20 protein-coding genes are annotated in these 17,475 nt (G+C 49.7%); 11 read left to right on the top strand and 9 right to left on the bottom strand.

From position 1 onward, the window contains the following. Both FJM67_RS17460 and FJM67_RS02235 read left to right on the top strand, forming a co-directional pair. Nucleotides 1-345, top strand: a 345-nt coding sequence (locus FJM67_RS17460) for a transposase (protein ID WP_219845869.1), incomplete at its 5' end; no start/stop codon positions are given. A 142-nt stretch (nucleotides 346-487) separates the two neighbouring features. Beyond that, nucleotides 488-847, top strand: coding sequence for an ATP-binding cassette domain-containing protein (locus FJM67_RS02235; protein ID WP_235889964.1), 360 nt, complete (start codon nucleotides 488-490; stop codon nucleotides 845-847). A gap of 32 nt (nucleotides 848-879) precedes the next feature. Here FJM67_RS02235 and FJM67_RS02230 read toward each other — a convergent pair whose 3' ends face one another. After that, a complete protein-coding gene (locus FJM67_RS02230) occupies nucleotides 880-1,764 on the bottom strand; it encodes a DMT family transporter (protein WP_140587045.1) in 885 nt (294 codons plus the stop codon). A gap of 286 nt (nucleotides 1,765-2,050) precedes the next feature. Between FJM67_RS02230 and FJM67_RS02225 the strand changes: the two genes are divergently transcribed. Beyond that, nucleotides 2,051-2,509, top strand: coding sequence for a hypothetical protein (locus FJM67_RS02225; RefSeq protein WP_140587044.1), 459 nt, complete (start codon nucleotides 2,051-2,053; stop codon nucleotides 2,507-2,509). Nucleotides 2,510-2,611: 102 nt separating this feature from the next. Here the strand turns inward: FJM67_RS02225 and FJM67_RS02220 are convergent, their stop codons facing one another. Continuing rightward, on the bottom strand, nucleotides 2,612-2,962 hold the full coding sequence (locus FJM67_RS02220; RefSeq protein WP_140587043.1) for a putative quinol monooxygenase: 351 nt from the start codon (nucleotides 2,960-2,962) through the stop codon (nucleotides 2,612-2,614). Nucleotides 2,963-3,143: 181 nt separating this feature from the next. On the opposite strand from FJM67_RS02220, the gene FJM67_RS02215 reads away from it, so the two are divergent. Further along, nucleotides 3,144-3,923, top strand: a complete 780-nt coding sequence (locus FJM67_RS02215; protein WP_181161407.1) for a hypothetical protein — start codon at nucleotides 3,144-3,146, stop codon at nucleotides 3,921-3,923. A gap of 28 nt (nucleotides 3,924-3,951) precedes the next feature. On the opposite strand, the gene FJM67_RS02210 is transcribed toward FJM67_RS02215, so the two are convergent. The 4 genes from FJM67_RS02210 to FJM67_RS02195 all read right to left on the bottom strand — a co-directional run bounded on the left by FJM67_RS02210 (nucleotide 3,952) and on the right by FJM67_RS02195 (nucleotide 6,688). Next, nucleotides 3,952-4,302 carry a hypothetical protein gene (locus FJM67_RS02210; protein ID WP_140587042.1) on the bottom strand — a complete coding sequence of 117 codons (351 nt, stop codon included), beginning with the start codon at nucleotides 4,300-4,302 and terminating at the stop codon, nucleotides 3,952-3,954. Between the two features lie 19 nt (nucleotides 4,303-4,321). After that, nucleotides 4,322-5,542, bottom strand: coding sequence for a PD-(D/E)XK nuclease family protein (locus FJM67_RS02205; protein ID WP_140587041.1), 1,221 nt, complete (start codon nucleotides 5,540-5,542; stop codon nucleotides 4,322-4,324). A gap of 75 nt (nucleotides 5,543-5,617) precedes the next feature. Beyond that, the gene (locus FJM67_RS02200) at nucleotides 5,618-5,968 is read right to left on the bottom strand and encodes a DUF6404 family protein (protein ID WP_140587040.1); all 351 of its coding nucleotides are present in this window, start codon (nucleotides 5,966-5,968) and stop codon (nucleotides 5,618-5,620) included. A gap of 60 nt (nucleotides 5,969-6,028) precedes the next feature. Continuing rightward, on the bottom strand, nucleotides 6,029-6,688 hold the full coding sequence (locus tag FJM67_RS02195; protein ID WP_235889963.1) for a TIGR02466 family protein: 660 nt from the start codon (nucleotides 6,686-6,688) through the stop codon (nucleotides 6,029-6,031). Between the two features lie 209 nt (nucleotides 6,689-6,897). Between FJM67_RS02195 and FJM67_RS02190 the strand changes: the two genes are divergently transcribed. From FJM67_RS02190 to FJM67_RS02180, 3 genes are all read left to right on the top strand, one after another. Further along, a complete protein-coding gene (locus FJM67_RS02190) occupies nucleotides 6,898-8,181 on the top strand; it encodes a 2-hydroxycarboxylate transporter family protein (protein ID WP_140587039.1) in 1,284 nt (427 codons plus the stop codon). 134 nt (nucleotides 8,182-8,315) lie between these two features. After that, complete coding sequence (locus FJM67_RS02185) at nucleotides 8,316-9,923, top strand: ATP-binding protein (RefSeq protein WP_140587038.1); 1,608 nt, start codon at nucleotides 8,316-8,318, stop codon at nucleotides 9,921-9,923. Between the two features lie 10 nt (nucleotides 9,924-9,933). Continuing rightward, complete coding sequence (locus FJM67_RS02180; RefSeq protein WP_140587037.1) at nucleotides 9,934-10,614, top strand: response regulator; 681 nt, start codon at nucleotides 9,934-9,936, stop codon at nucleotides 10,612-10,614. 28 nt (nucleotides 10,615-10,642) lie between these two features. Here the strand turns inward: FJM67_RS02180 and FJM67_RS02175 are convergent, their stop codons facing one another. Then, nucleotides 10,643-11,380, bottom strand: a complete 738-nt coding sequence (locus FJM67_RS02175) for a class II glutamine amidotransferase (RefSeq protein ID WP_235889962.1) — start codon at nucleotides 11,378-11,380, stop codon at nucleotides 10,643-10,645. A 265-nt stretch (nucleotides 11,381-11,645) separates the two neighbouring features. On the opposite strand from FJM67_RS02175, the gene FJM67_RS02170 reads away from it, so the two are divergent. Continuing rightward, nucleotides 11,646-14,612 (top strand): EAL domain-containing protein, encoded by a 2,967-nt coding sequence (locus tag FJM67_RS02170; RefSeq protein WP_140587035.1) that lies wholly within the window; start codon nucleotides 11,646-11,648, stop codon nucleotides 14,610-14,612. On the opposite strand, the gene FJM67_RS02165 is transcribed toward FJM67_RS02170, so the two are convergent. Continuing rightward, nucleotides 14,609-15,505 carry an aldo/keto reductase gene (locus FJM67_RS02165; RefSeq protein WP_140587034.1) on the bottom strand — a complete coding sequence of 299 codons (897 nt, stop codon included), beginning with the start codon at nucleotides 15,503-15,505 and terminating at the stop codon, nucleotides 14,609-14,611. The two genes, FJM67_RS02170 and FJM67_RS02165, sit on opposite strands and share 4 nt — an antisense overlap. 83 nt (nucleotides 15,506-15,588) lie before the next feature. On the opposite strand from FJM67_RS02165, the gene FJM67_RS02160 reads away from it, so the two are divergent. Next, nucleotides 15,589-16,356, top strand: coding sequence for a sulfite exporter TauE/SafE family protein (locus FJM67_RS02160; protein ID WP_140587033.1), 768 nt, complete (start codon nucleotides 15,589-15,591; stop codon nucleotides 16,354-16,356). Between the two features lie 68 nt (nucleotides 16,357-16,424). On the opposite strand, the gene FJM67_RS02155 is transcribed toward FJM67_RS02160, so the two are convergent. Continuing rightward, nucleotides 16,425-16,760: a zinc ribbon domain-containing protein YjdM gene (locus FJM67_RS02155; RefSeq protein ID WP_140587032.1), complete on the bottom strand. Its 336-nt coding sequence runs from the start codon at nucleotides 16,758-16,760 to the stop codon at nucleotides 16,425-16,427. 198 nt (nucleotides 16,761-16,958) lie between these two features. Here FJM67_RS02155 and FJM67_RS02150 point away from each other — a divergent pair, with 198 nt between their 5' ends. Together FJM67_RS02150 and FJM67_RS02145 are read left to right on the top strand one after the other, a co-directional pair. Next, nucleotides 16,959-17,183 (top strand): addiction module protein, encoded by a 225-nt coding sequence (locus FJM67_RS02150; protein ID WP_140587031.1) that lies wholly within the window; start codon nucleotides 16,959-16,961, stop codon nucleotides 17,181-17,183. Further along, nucleotides 17,180-17,473 (top strand): type II toxin-antitoxin system RelE/ParE family toxin, encoded by a 294-nt coding sequence (locus tag FJM67_RS02145; protein WP_140587030.1) that lies wholly within the window; start codon nucleotides 17,180-17,182, stop codon nucleotides 17,471-17,473. The genes FJM67_RS02150 and FJM67_RS02145 overlap by 4 nt, the downstream gene beginning before the upstream one ends. The last annotated feature ends 2 nt before the right edge of the window (nucleotides 17,474-17,475 follow it).

The raw sequence follows: 17,475 nt of genomic DNA, 5'->3' as shown, positions 1-17,475 counted from the left end.
GGCATACAAGTAAAAGAAGTCAATCCTGCTTATACCAGTCAGATTGGCAAACATAAGTTTGCTGAGCGCTATGGCCTAACGCCCCATCAAGGGGCAGCACTGGTCATTGCTCGGCGCTCAGAGAATTATCGCGAGCAACCCAATCGTGAGGATCAAACCGCTTCTTGGCTACCTGAAAGGAAGGCTACAGAACACGTATGGTCTTATTGGAGGAAGGTGGCTCGAAAACCAGTGGCGTATGAAACGCTACTCTCGAAGCGAAAGCAATCTAGGTCTGTAGCGCAATCAGAAGGCGCAGAATCTAAGATGGTGTCCCATACCTCGGGGGTAAGTGCCCGAGCGTAAGCTTGGAGCACTCACAGCCGGGAACACTGTTCGCCCGGCGATATGGAATATTTTTCCATACAACTAGGAACGGCTAAACAAACAAGAGCCACATCGTTGGCAAAAGCTCTACCAAGATCCGACGGCAGCGGTCAGCCACGCAGTGCCACTTAAAGTACTGCTGGATGATCTGATCCGCCACCACAAGGTGAACCCGGCTCGGGTCGCACCCTTGCTGGCACGTCTTGGTTTAGATGTTGGGCTGCTGGAACGTAACGCCAGCGGCGTTTCCGGCGGGGAATTGCAGCGCTTTTGCTTGCTACGCGCCCTTCTCCTCGACCCAGTATTCCTTTTTGCCGATGAACCCACTTCCCGTCTTGATCCGATTACAGCCCAAGACGTGAGCGCACTGCTGGTAGAAGTCGCCAAGGAAACCCACTGCACCATCATGCTGGTAAGCCATGACCCCGACCTCATCGCCAAACGCTGTGATCGGGTGATTCAGCTGACTGCTGCACATTAAGCATTACTTAGCCCCTAGCCAAAGGGGCTTTTTTATTCTGACTGTTGCACCGCTGCCACGGTTTTCTTGAACGAGAAGCCGGTGACCTTCACCGTGCCCAACACCACTAAGATAGTGCCAATCAAGGTGTTCCAACCCACCGGTTCATCGAGGAAGAGATAGCCCCAGAAAATCCCAAAGGCAGGAATCAAAAACGTCACTGACAAGGTCGGTGACGGGCCGATGTCGGTCACCAAGCGGAAGAAAATCAAATAGGCCACGCCGGTACTAAGCACTCCAAGGGCTAACACTGACACCGCCACTTCTGTGGTGACGGCTTCTCGCACTGGAATCAAAAAGGCCAGTGGCAACATCAGCAAGGTCGCCGCCCACATGCTACCGTGGGCATTGTTGAACGCTTCTAACTTCGGCGCGACCTTAGTGTAGTTGGTCGAGATACCATAGCAAAAAGCGGCGCTGACACTGGCGATCATGGGTAAGATCGCATCTGTTCCTACCAAGTTTGCTTCTTTTCCAACTAACACCGTCACCCCGAGCACACCTAACGCCAATCCTAATAATACCGAGCGCGTTAACGGCGTGCGTGTCCATACCGCACCAATCAAAGCCCCCCAAATTGGCGCCGTGGAGTTCAAAATCGACAGGGTAGACGCATTCAAGGTTTGCGCAGCATAAGCGATCAACACAAATGGTAACGCCGTGTTAAACACCCCTAAAATCAGGAAATGGCGCTTATATTGCCAAAACTGGATGGCTTTTTTCAGATACAGCGCCAGTAATAACAGCGTCACCGCTGCCAGCCCCACCCGCGCTTCGATCAACACACCGGGGCCAAGCGGATTCGCCGCGACTCGCATAAACAAAAACGAGCCACCCCACAACGCCGCAAGAATCAACAAACGAACTACACTGGCCATAACCCAACCTAAAGGCAACAATCGATAGAAAGGAATAAGAAAGCCACACTGTGACCTAAACTGACCAGATGGGCAAGATGCATGATACTAGTCTTCGTATTCATGTGCCAAAACTCATAGAACACTCTCAACGAATGGCAAAAACTAGGCGCAACGTTGCAGTGTTTATCGTGATGCAATGAAACGTTTGAGTAACTGATTGTAAGGACAAGCTGCAGGGTGAATCAGTCTAATGGCATGTACCTTGCAAAGAACGGTTTCTAATCCATGATACCAAGGGCTCAGTATGCAAATTGGAAGCTCCATAGCGGCCATGGCAATCACGCCAACCCAAAAGAGCGGCAGCAATATGCCACCAGCCGCAACAGGCACGGCAAACACATCACCTAATCAAGGGCTGATTCGTGAACTTGCAGAATCCTTTGACCCAAAGAATATGAGCTATAACGACTCTTTGGCGGTTGCGAATACTCTGATAAAAGCCGGAGAAGCGGATCTAAGCTCCGCATTTTTACCGCCACCACTGATGAAAGTGAACGATGATGGCAGTATGACCGATATGACAGGGACAGCAGAAGGTAACAAGGTAATGAACAACAAATTCAATATGTTTGAGTCACTCACCACCCGTATTGAGTTCAATAAAAGCATGAATATGCCAACCCAATTACTTGAAGATACCTACTCTTTCTTGGAGAAAGTGCACATTGCTCGAAATACTCCGAGGATCAGTGAGTTCACTTAACACTTTGCTTATTTGATTACCCGAAACCAAGCTTTGCTAAGTACGCTTCTAGGCCGGATTAAAGCCCAAGATCCCCAATAGTAATCACGACATCTCGCTCACTTACTCAAACACCGATGCGTCGAAGTCTTCTGGCTCATCGGTGTAAATGCAGACGTTCCAATCGGCGGCGAGGCCGTCTTCCGCTTGGCAGTAAGTCTGGAAGAAGTCACTGATTTCTTGGCGTTGGCAGTGAGCTTCAAACGCAGCCATGTCAGCCCATACTTCGTGGAAGGCGATAGGGAAGCTGTTGCCTTCGGCAAAGGGGCTGGTGATGTGGCGAGTAACGCGGTATTCGATGCAACCGTCTTCACGCAAGGTGTTGGGTTCTAGACTTTGTAACACTTTGAAGAGCGCTTTTTCTTGGCCTTCTTTGGGTAAAAACTGAGCAACGCAGTACACCTTACTAGACATAATAATTCCTTATAGCTTTCTTCTGTATTTGGTTTAGATATCCGCATTTTACTTCTGTTTATGTCACTTTACCCTGCTTTTGCCATCATTTCCTAAATTTGTATTTTGGCGCCAATTTTTACCCCCGAATTTCTCTCAGCCATGGTATAAAACGCCCCATCTCTCATCAGAAGGCAATCAGATGAAAACCCTTGTTCACGTGGAAGACCACGCCGTGGCGCAAATGATGATGGCGGCGATCGAAGCCTATGAGATCAAGCACCGATCCAGTAAGCGAACTAAAGCGCGAGACCGAATCGAGACGTTCGGCCTGTTATGGGGCTACGTCGTGCCAACGAAAGACACCATTGCCGCAAAAATCATTGTCACCCATGCCACCATCGAAACCTCCGCCTTGCGCGATGAAGACAGCGTTACCCCTGATTTCGAGTCCATGCAATTCAAAAAAGCCTTTATGGGGAAATACTGGCCAAATGTCGAGTTAGTAGGCACGTTCCATTCCCACCCGTATGGCTCGGTTCAAAAGGTAAAGGAAGTTAAAGGCTGGCAGGCCTCCATCGCAGACACGATTTTTCTACCAGAAGTGCATGAAGAACTGGCTCGTGAACAGCCGCATTTTGCGCACCTGATCGTGACTGTCGCCAAAATGAGCAAAAGTGGCTGGGCATCGCCCCAGCGTTTAAGCTTGGCTAGTGAAGAAAAAGCCGGATACGAAATCACCGCCGATGATCGCAAACTCTGGCTGCGCGCCTATTCCTCTTACTTCAACTATGACGAACCGGAAGATGATACCGAGGTTGATGCCGATGGAGAGGAATATGATCTCGAGTGGGACGACGAGACGATGGATCTAGATGCCGATTTAGAGGTAGATAACTTCAAAACACCAGTTTGGCTGGAAGCCCATTTTAACCAAGAGGTTGAGCTACACATCCCAAGTATCGAGCGCCGGTTTGCATAGAGGTGACTCGGCGCGAGTGTTAGTCCGACTAAAAAACCCGATAGTGAGGGTCGCAGCGCCATATAATTTTTTGCCCTTCTAGCTGAAAAAACGCTCTAATCCGCTGTTTAGACACATCATCAAATAAACTTTTATCCATGTAAATCAGTGTCGCTCGTTTACGCTCATCGTAGATAACACGTCCACGGGGGACAGACTGGTAGTCAGTCTGTCTCAACGCTACGGGAACGCCAATTTCAGCGGGATATATCTCCCAAAAGTCCACATGATTATCAGGGGAATCCCAAAGCCCGGGAATACCACATTCACCGTTTTTAAAGGGCAAACGACGACCTATAACGCGCTCTTGAACGTACCAAAATATTCCGATGTTAGGCATATGATACTCCGCGGTAGCGTTAGTCTTGGTGCTCACTATCTAGTGCGTCGGTCATTTCCGGCGGCGCGAACTGCTGGATCGTTTGCCTTTGCATAGTCTGAACAAAGGGCGTGAAACTTGGGCAGGACAATAGCAAGCCTAACAGCGTCCGCATTCTCGTTAAAAAGCGTTGGTATTGGCTTTCTACATCGCCAGCCCCATCGAAGAGGGTGTTTAGGTTGCAATACACCACTAAGGGATGCCATCGGTTGTAGGATGCTTTTTTGGTGCCATCGTAGAGTGTCCATAGGGTTTGCTTAGTGAGCTTGTAGGACAGTTCCGCCACTAGGTTTTGATAATGACCATCTAGATTGAGGTGACCATGGAGTGATTTATTGGTATTGAGAATAAGGGCAGCAACTGGCCCCGCTTCCAACTCCGGTCTCATCTCAATATCTTCGCCTTCTAGAATAAAGCCCAGCCCTACCCCTGGTAGCCATTGTCCGGTTTGGTTGATAACAGGGTTGGAGGTGCAGAAGTTAAAAACAATGCGCCCATATAGAGAATACCTCGACGCTCCCCTTGGATTGGTGATGGTTGGTGACTCAAACCCCAATCCCATTTCATTAATCTGCCAAGACTCTTTGATGGCTCGGTGACAAATCTGGCTAAATTGCTGTTCAAGGCGCTTTGCCGCGTGGTAGTAATTTACGGCGAGCGGATTGATCGGCGTAAGCTTGCGCACACCAACATGCTCAAGCAGCGCCAAGAATTCTTCTCGATGACGTTGCATTTCTGTTGATGGTTCTAGGCGCTCAAGACAATGGGCAATATCTGACCAAAGCAATGCCACATCAGGATTTTGTCGATGTTGAGCACGGTCTGGGGTAATCAACACCATAAAGTAGGGCGGGCAGAACTTATCGGCGTAGTCGCGGTAATTTTGCAGCTGGTTGGCATGCAGCTCTGACCAGATCTTGTGTTCAAACAGTATTTGCCAATCACCAGACACGCTTTTCCAGCTCATATCCGGGAAAACACCATTGAAGTTCAACTGGGTATCTACGTCCATTTCAACTGTTGGGTGAAAGGGAAGCGCCCGGTCTTTCGGAAATTTATCGGTGATGAAGTTCAAAAGCTCTTGAGCAAACAGGGTATCGTTGCGAATGAGCCAGGCAAACACCTCGGTAATAAAGTTTTCTCGCGGTGACGTTTTATCACTCGAGGCGTACTTGATGGCATTAACTAGTAGACTGTCCATAATTTTCCTTGGATTTTAGACTTTGACCCGAAACGTCCCTTTTGCTGGATTTACACCCCTGAAAGCCTCAAAAAGTTATGAAAAGTCAGACCATGAACGCAGTTTGAGCTGCTTGCGGCGTACTAAGTAAAACAGTGACATACCAAGGCCATATAAGATGCCCCAGAAGGCAGCTTTATCCATCGCCAATTTCGCACCCGCACCGGCGTCTCCTAGGATGCCAAAGTACATGGCGAGGAAGATAATCGGCGCAAAGTACCAGAAGTGGATAATGGCGTTCAGGTGGAAGTTGAGGTAGTACGGCGGGGCGACCTTGATACCAAGTGCCCGCAGCAAGCTAAATACCGGCGGTTTGTAATTAGATAGCCAAACACCGTGGGATTGCAGCTCGGCGTGGGCTTTTTCAAGTCGTTGTTCGAAAGACACCTTAGGCTCCTTTGAGAGTTTTTCTCATCCTACCTGCCCAGAAAACATTGGTCTAGTTATCTAGTCCAACTCAATCACGCAGTTAAAGGCGATGACAACTCTATCTTTTTGACCAAAGTAAGGCAGCGCCGAATGTTTGAGGTAAGAAGGGAAGATCACCACTTGGCCTTCTTTGGGGGAAAAGTCCCAAAAGCCCGTTTCACCAAGGTAGGCGGTGCCGGGATCAGCGTAGTGGTTGGCATTGACCCGAGGGTCGTAGAAGCGGTTTACCCCATTACGTGTGCCTAGATCCGCTTCGCCGGGGTCAAGGTAGTAAATGCCACACCAAGAACAGTTCGGGTGAGTGTGGGCGTCGTGGTAGCCACCGTTTTCGGTCACGTGATACCACGACTCGATCACATGAGCATAGGCTTCGCAGTCTTCTGGCCAGTGGCCTTGGTTCACGTCGGCGGCGACTTCCGCAATGAGCTCTTCTACTTGTCGACGCAGCTCCATCACCTCCGGCACGTCACTTTCCAGAAAGTCCAACTCACTTTCAAATAGCGCATGTTTCGCCGTCACCGCCACATGGCTATCGACGGCGGTTTGCTGCTGCTCACGGCAGGCATACACATGAGCAAGCAGAGCATCTTTTAGAAATTCATGGTCTTCAAGCTGAGTCATATAAAGCGGTGTAGTCCACGCTTCGATGGCTTCGACAGGGGTAAATTCGTTGTTCACAACAGAGCCTTTTCGGAAGTGGTTGCTATGCTGCAAAGTGTATCAGATCGGCTAAATGAAACCCGTGAAAATGCGGGAAAAGGCTGACATTGCACTTACAACAGTTACGAAACCTTTGTTTACTTTCAAAAAAGTCTGAGTACTTTTGTCCTGCTTTCAGATTGGTAGACTGCGCGCCACATAATAATTCCAAACTGAGAGTAAATCCTATGCTAGCAACTGACTCTGCGATGCCACAGGAGCATCGTGCCAGTAAAATCATCCTCATCCTCGCAGCGGCTGTCATTCTTTGCGCGGCGTATCTCAACCTCTTGCCCGGCGGCATGATCGGAGCCCTTGGTATCATGGTTATCTTGGGCTACTTGCTCAATACCGCCGGTGATCGCACGCCGATCATCAACCAGTTCTTTGGTGGCGGAGCCATCGTCGTTATCTTCGGCTCGTCTTACCTTTTCCACAGCGGTTTTGTGGACGACAAAATTACCCAACAAATCACTACCTTCACCAAAAGCGGCGGCTTCCTATCTTTTTATGTGGCGAGTTTGGTAACCGGCTCCATCTTCGGCATGAGCACGGATACCCTGAAAAAGGCCGCGCTAAAATACATCCCAGTGATCTTGGGAGCCGTGGCAGTATCTTTCCTTTTCGCCGGTGCTGTTGGCTTGATCGTTGGAAAAAACCTATTTGAATCCGTGATGCTGATCGCCCTACCCATTATGGGTGGTGGCATGGGTGCGGGTGCCGTGCCGTTGGTAGAAATCATGTCTGGTCGTACCGGCATGAATGCGGCGGATTTGATGTCTGTGATGGTTCCGGCACTTGCGATCGGTAATGCCATCGCCATTGTTATCGCCGGAGTGCTACACAAAGTCGGTCAATGGAAACCAAGCTGGACCGGCAATGGCGAGTTGATTCGTGGCCAAGCGCCAATGGTAGAAGACACCACATCTGGCCCACTAGAAGTCACTAAGCTGGGCATGGGCGCGTTGCTTGCCATCTCCATGTTCTTCTTGGGCACCTTGTTATCGCAAGTGATCAGCATGCACACCTACGCGCTGATGATCCTTTCCATTGCTTTGATCAAAGTGTCTGGTTTAATGCCTGCACCACTGGAGCAAGCCGCACACGCTTGGTACAAGTTTGTGGTCTCTAACCTAACGCCAGCTTTGTTGGTGGGCATTGGTGTGGCGTACACGGATCTGGATAAAATTCTGGAAGCATTAACGCCGCTGTACTTTGTCATGGTCTTTGCCACCGTAGTCGGTGCCGTTGTCGGCGCGGGCTTGGTGGGTCGTTTGATGGGCTTCTACCCGATTGAATCGGCGATCACCGGCGGTCTGTGCATGGCTAACATGGGCGGCACCGGCGACGTTGCCGTCTTAGCAGCCAGCAAGCGTATGCAACTGATGCCCTTTGCGCAGATTTCATCACGTATTGGCGGGGCCTTTATGTTGATCGTGGCGACCTTCGCCATTCAAATTTTAGGTGGCTAAGGCGGGATAACCGCTCCTTGTTCACCGTTTTTGTTCTGAACTTCGCATCGGCACCACGACTCCCCGGTGCGGAGTTTCTCCCCTTCTGATGCCTCTTTTCCTCTGTTCTTATCTATAATGTGGGATCTATCGCCATGCCATCGAGCCCCATGACCCTTAAACGTTACCTAACGGCCATCATTCTAGTGACCATCACCCTGATCGCGGTGGTGTGCGGCATTTTGTTGGTAGTGATGGTGCAGAACACCTATCTTGAAGGCTTACGTCAGCGAGGCATCGAATTGGCGCAAGTGCTGGCCGACGATCAGCATGTGATCGACGCGGTCATGCAATCGAATCAAGGCCACAATGTCAGTCTTCAGGACCGAATCGAACCATTACGCGCCCATACTGATGCTTCCTTTATTGTCATCGTCAACCAACAGGGCATTCGCCTCAGCCACCCCATTCCTGAGCGCGTAGGTAAAGCCTTTATTGGTGACGATGTGTGGGTTTCGCTACAACAGGGTATTCCCCATACCAGTATCGATACGGGATCCCTCGGCCGGGCGATTCGAAACTTTGCGCCTATCGTGCATGACAATCAGGTCATTGGGGCGGTAAGTATCGGCTATCTGACCCATTCGGTGACCGAGCTGCTATACACCCATTATCGCACCGCTCTTTTGTGGATTGCCTTTCTCTATGTCTGTGCCGTCATGCTGGCCATGCTCTTGGTGAGCAAACTCAAACGCACGTTTTTGGAGTTTGAACCCGAAGAAATCGTGGAAAAGTTCAAAGCCAATGAGCTGGTATTAGACAGTATCCGCGAAGGGGTGATTGCCATTGACCGCCAGCACTTGGTCACTGCCATCAACCGCACCGCCATGGCGTGGCTTTACCCGGATACGCCGGAGAAAAACGTACTGTATCGGCCCTTGGTCGAAGTCTCCCAAACCTTGTCATTGGTGCTGCTCAATAGCCAAGAACAAGCCTACAAACAAGGTCTGGCCTTAGGCAAAGAGCTATTTTCGGTCACGGTTTATCCCCTCTCCCTGCACACGCCACAGTCGGGCTATTTGATTCTACTCACCCGCCAGCAAGACCAAGGGGCTATCGAGCAAGACTTGATTCAAACCCGCGCCTACGCCAACCAATTGCGTACGAAAACCCACGAATACGGCAATAAACTCAATGTGTTGTCAGGGCTTTTACAAGCTGGACAACACCAAGATGCCATAGACTATTTACAACAAGAAAGCGACCGCCACCAACACCTACTCGGTACCTTGGTGAAAGGTATTGATAACAGCCCCATCGCCGGGATGCTGATGGCAAAGTACAACAAAGCCAGCGAGCTTGGGGTACAGTTTATCTTGGACAGCGACAGTCGCCTCGGCCATTACGCCACCGGCATCAATGACGATCTGATTTCTTTGATTGGTAATCTGGTAGATAACGCCTTGTATGCCGCTTGGCTCAATCGCCAGCAAGTTGCGCCGGAAGTGGTGCTATTTTTAAGTGACCGCAATAATCATGTGATGATGACGGTGGAAGACAACGGTGCCGGGATCGCGCCGGAGGTCGCCGAGCGTATGCTGGACTTTGGCGTCACTTCCAAGCAAGGGGACGAGCAAAATGGTATGGGACTGTACTTGGTCAAACGTATCGTCGACCGTTACCATGGTAGTCTAGATTGGGAACGCACCCCGGACCAGACCACCGCCTTTAGCGTGTATATTGATAAGCGCCAACTGACTTAAGAGGCCTTCCATGGGCATTTATACGGTATTGATTGTCGAAGACGACCCACAAGCTAGCTACATGCTGGAACAAGCCGTGAATCAACACCCTGCATTTAGCGTGATAGGCGCAGCAGAATCCATTGAACAAGCTAAGCTGATGCTCGCCCCCATGCCGGATTTGATCCTCTTGGATATTAGCCTGCCGGACGGTAATGGTATGGATTTGTTGCCATTGCTACGCTCTCTGTGCGTTAGTAGTAGTGTCATTATGACCACCGCCGAGCGTGATGCCCATGTGGTGGCGCAAGCCATTCAACATGGTGTCATGGACTACTTGGTCAAGCCCCTGCGCTTTTCCCGGGTGACTCAAGCGCTGGATGATGTGGCGGCGTTTCACCAGCGATTAACAAAACAAGGGGAAGTGGATCAAATGCAGATCGACGCCCTGTTGCGCAAAGTGCCAAACCGTACCCGCCAGACCCCAAAAGGCATCGATACCATCACCCTTACCGCGATGATCGAACATATTAAAGGGCTAACCGCACCCTTTTCGGCGCAAGAAGTGGGAGATGCTCTGAAAGTCAGCCGCATTACCGCACGGCGTTATTTGGAATATTTAGAGGAACAAGGCACCGTGACCATGTCCCTCAGTTACAACACTGGCGGCCGTCCCAAGCAGCTCTACACTTTCCGTGAAGAGAAACGCTAAATCAAAGAAGCGAGTGGTTATCGGACAGCTAGGATAGTAGTAGTGGAATCACCTGATAGTTCATGGCCTCGATGCAGGTGATGGTATCTTGCTCGATCAAATCCCATCCTTCGCCGGATAGCTCTAGGGGCTCTGAGCCTACTACCAAATAATCTGCAAAGGTTTTGATGTACAAAGACGGAGCATGGTGATCACTTGCGTAACGAATCGCCCAAAGTCGTTGTCCATCGGACAAGACGCTCGTGAAGCGCAATGGCTCATCAATGCCGCGGGCTTGCATCTCGTTATACACTGCACGTAATGTAGTGCGGATCGCTCGTTCGGGCTGTTCAGCCAAACCATTAGCCACCATCATGAGAAAGAGGGCTTCGGAGTCCGTCGCGCCGCGGCGGTGGGGATACAGCTCTTCCGGTAGCTGCCGGTCCAGCCACCAGCGTAAATTCTCATAGCCACCCACTTGACCGTTATGCATAAACAGCCAATTTTCATAGCCAAAAGGATGACAGTTATTGCGGTTGGTTGAAGTCCCAGTGGAAGCCCGCACATGGGCGAAAAACAAGGGGCTCTTAATGTGTTTTGCCAAGCTCTTTAGATTGCAGTCGCTCCATGCCGGTAAGATTTCGTGGTACAAACCGGGCTCGTCTCGCTCATCATACCAGCCCAAACCAAAGCCATCGGCATTGACGGTGACTTCCGATTTACGGGCGGAAAGACTTTGGTGAATCAAGGAATGATCCGGCTCAAACAACAATTGTTCTAAGTACACGCTTGGGCCCTTATAGGCCATCCACCGACACACGCTATTCGCTCCTTTAGAGAAATGTAAGCACAAGCCGTCTATCTAGCGCCAACCCCGTCAGAAAGTCAAATACCGCCAAATAAGGATTTTCTTACTGATATTTTGTTGATGTTGGTAATTTTATGTAAATAGAACTAGGGTTTAATCATTGCGATTAAACAATAACCAACAATAGGTTTACCCTGAACTTGGTAGACTCTGGTTATCTGCTTATTAGGGAAAGTGAGCCACCATGCCAATCAATGTACTTCGCCATCTGCTACTGACACTCTGCATACTGCTTACAACCACAAAGGGTTGGAGCGCGCCCCTGTCTTTGCCTGCGACAGAACAAGCTTGGCTGAGAGAGCATCCGGTGGTGTCCGTTGCTTACGATGGCTATTTCCCCCCCTACAGTTTTTTGAATTCCGATGGACAATTAGAAGGGTTATCCGTTGAACTGATGGGCCGTATCGAGACCCTACTTGGTATTCGCTTTGAAGTGTTGCCTTCTTACAAATGGCAAGCTTTGTATGATGCAGGTAAGCAACAGGAAGTCGATATTGTTGCCACCATGGTTGATCAGCCAGAACGTCGGCAATGGTTCCATTTTACACGTCCCTATATTTTCAAATCCTTGGTGATGATTACCCGGGATCAGGGCACAGACATTTATACTCGGGCGGATCTTCCCGGCCACAAGGTGGCACTGGTAAAAGGTTACCACTACGTAGACGAAGTACTGGAACAACATCCAACGATTGAGCCAGTCTATGTGGATACCATCCGTGATGCCCTAGAGGCAGTATCGGTGGGGCAAGCGGATGCTGCCATTACCTTCCTCGGGGCAGCCCATTATTATCGCAATAAATTTCTCATTGCCAATCTGCGCTATGCGGCTCTCTACCAACGGGATAATGCCAACGCTAGTCTGGCGGTACGTCAAGATTTACCGATTCTAGCCAGAATATTAGATAAGGCGTTAGCAGCTATCCCAGCAGCGGAATTACAGCAACTGAGAGAAAAGTGGCTGCCTACGTCTTTGTTAGAGGAATTGGTCGACATTACCCTGACGGCAGAGGAAAGAGCATGGATCGATGAGCACAAAACCTTACGCCTTGGAGTAGACCCGGAGTTTGCACCGTTCGAATACATCGAGGAAGGCGCTTACAAAGGCATTGCGTCCGATTACGTCAAACTGCTAAACCAGCGTTTGGGACTGAATATGGTCGTGGTGCCAAATGTCGACTGGCAAACCGTGATGCATCGAGTGCGCCGGGGCGATGTTGACGTGCTAGCGGCGGTTGGTAAGACCCAAGAGCGGCAGGGCTATCTCAATTTCTCGGCTCCTTATTTACAATTTCATCGGGTAATTATCACGCGCTCCGATACGCCCTTTATTGCGGGAGTTAATGATCTCGAAGGTATGCAAGTTGCCGTTCAACGCAACTCCTCAAATCACGGCTATGTGACCGATCATACCAATCTCAAGCCTGTACTCTATGGGCAATTGCAAGAGGCTTTATTGGCATTATCGGGGGGCGAGGTGGACGCCTTTATCGGCAATGTCGCCGCGACTAGCTACTGGATTCGTAAGCTTAACCTTACCAACCTAAAGATCGCCGCCCCCGTGTCTACCGACGTACAAAACCTTCACTTTGCGGTACGCAATGATTGGCCCGAGCTGATCCCAATACTGGAAAAGGGGCTTGCCACTATTACCGCAAAAGAACGCGCTGCCATTGCTCAACGCTGGATTAACATCGATTACGTCCCAGCCCCAGACCGCACTTGGTTGTGGGTGGTGGCGACCGTGGCCATTCTACTCGTGGTGGGGTTTGGGGTTTGGACTCTCATTCTTAACCGACGGGTCGCGACACGTACGACTCAGCTGGCCTACTCCACCAACTTTGATCAATTAACCGCATTACCGAACCGCTTTCTAACCCTCGATAGATTGCAGCAAGATTTAAGGTTGGCGCGCCGGCAGCAGCGATCTATCGCTGTACTTACAATTGACATTGATGATTTCAAAAAGGTAAACGATCTATACGGCCAAAGGGAGGGCGATAATATCCTACAGGCGTTCACCCAACGCTTGCGCCAAACTACATCCGAGGACACCACCATTGGCCGTCTTGCGGGTAATCAATTTCTCATCATTCAAAAGGACTTTACCGAAGAAACCGATGCAGCCCTCAAAGCAGAGAGGCTGATCAATACCATCAAACGGGAACCCTTTGGCAGTAGTGCAGCGGTGATGCTATCGGCCAGTATCGGCATTGCGGTTTATCCAAATGACAGCAATGACCCCGAAGAATTATTACGTCACTCAGAGATGGCCTGCTATGCGGCAAAAGAATTAGGCAACGGTCACTACAGTTTTTACACCGACAGCCTAAACCGAGGTATGGCAAGACGTCTCGAACTCGAACGACATATCTACAAAGCACTGGAAAATGGCGAATTTGAGGTTTATTACCAAGCGAAGATCAATACCATAAATGGACAAATCGCTGGGGTAGAGGCCTTGCTACGTTGGCACAGCCCAGTACTTGGGTTTGTTTCCCCGGCGGAGTTTATTCCCGTGGTCGAGCGCAATGGCCTAATTGAAGATATCGGCTATTTTGTTCTCAATGAATCCCTAGAAACCCTTTCCCAATGGCAGCACCTAGTCAGTGATCAATTTTCTATGGCGATCAACCTATCACCGGTGCAATTTCGCAACAACGAGCTGATAGGAGTCATCGAGTCATTAATTCATCGTTTCCATCTCAACAGTCACACCATCGAGTTTGAAATCACCGAAGGAGTCATGCTGTCGAACTACGCTGGTGTAGAAAAAGTGCTGAAAGAACTAGAAGCGCTAGGAGTCTCCCTCGCCATGGACGACTTTGGTACTGGCTATTCGTCCCTGAGCTACTTGCGTCAATATAAATTCGATATCCTAAAAATTGACCGAGAGTTTATCACTGACCTAACTACCGACGAGTCAGACCGTAAGCTAGTGGCCGCGACGATTGCCATGGCCCATGAGCTGGGTATGAAAGTAGTAGCGGAAGGTGTGGAAACTACCGCCCAGCATCAGATTTTATTAGAGCTGGGCTGCGACTACTCCCAAGGCTGGCTTTACAGCAAAGCTCAGCCTAAACACATGGTGACCATTGCGTTAGAAAAGCAGGCGGCTGCTCCTTCATCTCACCAAACTGATGAGAATTAAGGCACTGGGTGTCCTTGAGAAGCCACCCAGATTTCAAACCATTCTTTATCCGATAACGTCATTTCGTGGGCAGCGACGGCGGCTTGTACCCGCTCAATCTTGCCAGAACCCAACACCGGTGCAATGCCCGAGGGGTGGCGTAGCAACCAAGCAATGGCAATTTGATCAATGGTGGCATGGTGCTGTGCAGCAATCTGCGTCATGACTCGCCCCAGTTCTGGGTTGACCTCTTCCAGCTTAAATAGATTACCACCGGCAAACGGCGACCATGCCATAGGCGTGACCGCATGTTGTTGGACGTGGTCTAGTGTGCCGTCTTTGAAGTGTTTCAGTTCTAGCGGGGAAAGCTCCACCTGATTCACGATCAAGGGCATTTCTAAGCGTGATTGCAGCAAATCAAACTGAGATTGACTGAAATTCGACACACCGAAGTGTTTCACTTTGCCGACGGTATACAGATGCTCAAACGCTTCCGCTACATGATCCGCGTCCATCAGCGGGGATGGGCGATGTAATAACAGCAGGTCAATTTCTTCCACCCGTAAATTACGAAGGGAGCGATTCACACTATCGATAATATGGCTAACGCTTTGATCATAGCGATGGCTGGTTATATCCGGGCGATTTTGGCTGGGCAACATGATTCCGCATTTGGTCACAATCTGCATGTTATCGCGCAGACTTGGGCGCAGTGCTAGGGCCTCCCCAAACAGCTTTTCGCACTGATAATCACCGTAAATATCGGCATGATCCATGGTGGTAACACCCAGTTCGACACATTGCTCAAGAAACGCCACTAACGCTTCAGCACTCATATTCCATTCGGTGAGCCGCCAAAAGCCCTGAGCAATACGCGAACCTTGAAATCCTAGCGGATGATACTGATGCAACATGGGGTTCTCCTCGACAAAATCACTTAGTGAGTGGATAGTACGGCAATACGCCCAATGAACCAAATCCCTGTGCCGGAGACTTCATGCTCGATCTAACCGACTTATTGCTCTTGCTGATCTTTGCCATCGGAGCCGTAGTGCAAACTACCACTGGCTTTGCCTTTGGTTTAGTAGTGATGAGCGGTGCGGCGGTGTTTAACCTCGCCTCCATCGAAATGATGGCCTTTGTGGTCAGTGTACTGAGCTTTGTAAATAGCTCCACTGGTTTAATCGGCGGTCTATGGCGTCATGCCTTGTGGCGACAAATTGGGATTTTCTTTATCGCCAGTGGCCCGGCGATTGGCTTGGGGGTATGGCTATTAGATTACCTTGGCAATAGCGCCATTGCTGGCCTACAACTTTTACTAGGTGCCACCTTGATCGCTGCTTGCGCCTTGAGCTGGTTTAAACCGGCCGCCAATCAGCCCTTGGCATCCAACCAAGCTTATTTGTGGTGTGGCGCAATCGCCGGGGTGCTGGGGGGATTATTCTCAACCTCTGGGCCACCGATCTCCTACCTGATGTATCGACAGCCTTTGTCACTGGCAACCATTCGTGCCACCTTACTTACCATCTTCTGGCTGACCTGCATCATCCGGGTTGGCATCACCGGAGCCAGTGGCTTAATCACCCACGACATGTGGCTCTGGAGCGCGATTGGCTTCCCTGTTGTTTTTATCACCACCCTATTAATCAAACGTTTTCCCCTGCCCTTTGCACCGGAGCGCGTACGCCAATTAGCGATGATTTTGTTGGTTTTATCGGGGGTGAGTTTACTAGCAAAAGGCAGTATTGGGGTGTTAGGCTACTGACCACAGAAAAGGGCGACCTCATGGCCGCCCCTTTTTATAGTGCTGTCTATGTAATTTGCAAATCGGAATTACGCTTTCTTCACAAACTGAGATTTCAGCATCATATCGCCAGCACCATCCACTTTGCAGTCAATATCGTGGTCACCATCAACGAAGCGTTTGATGGTGGCTTTGGTGCCGACTTTTAACACCATAGAAGACCCTTTTACTTTTAAGTCTTTGATTAGCGTGACTTTATCGCCTTCTTCAAGCAAGTTGCCGTTGGAGTCTTTGATGATCAAAGCATCTTCATCCACAGCCACTTCATTTGGGTTCCACTCGTGGCCACACTCTGGGCAGATCAGCATCGCTTGATCTTCGTAAACGTATTCGGAGCTACATTTTGGGCATGGTGGCAGACTCATAACAATTAACCTTCTATAAAAACCTGAAAAAAAGTGCGGGCATTATACAAGAAAATCGGCATAACGGTGGGGAAAATGTCACGATATTGCCAACACTGTTCCAGACTATCGATTCAGCCTAGTGCCTATGCCCACGAGAGAATTGAGTGCTATATTTACCCTTTGTGATATTTTCTCCCGAAAACAAGGAGTCATGCTATGTCTGACGCCCTAAAAATCATGCTAGATAACATCGATGCGTTAAGCACAAAAGAGAAGGCCGTGGCCGCTCACTGCTTGTTGTCATCGCTGGATGCGGAAAATAGCACCGATATCGAAGGCAAATGGTTGCAGCTTGCTGAAACTAGAACAAAAGAACTACAAGACAACCAAGTGAAAGGACTGACTTGGGAAGAGATGAAAAAGGACATTACCGGGCAATGATGCCATTACGTTTTCACCCAGATACAAAACTTGAAATCAGTGACTCATTTCAATGGTATCAAGCCCAATCAAACGGGCTAGGCACCAAGTTTATTGAAGAGTTAGAAGACGCCTTTCATTCCATACAGGCTTTACCGAACACTTGGCCCCCTATGGGAAAAAGCCACCGGCGATACATACTCAGCCGCTTTCCCTATTCGGTTATTTACACTCTAATGAATGAGCAGATTCTTGTGGTCGCCGTCATGCACAACCACAGAAAACCGGGGTATTGGCTAAAACGCTCTTAGCG

It is taken from the genome of Maribrevibacterium harenarium, assembly GCF_006385675.1.
Classification (GTDB): Bacteria; Pseudomonadota; Gammaproteobacteria; order Pseudomonadales; family Marinomonadaceae; genus Marinomonas; species Marinomonas harenarium.
The sequence above is the reverse complement of the archived record's forward strand: the minus strand, read 5'-3'. Positions and strand labels throughout refer to the sequence as shown.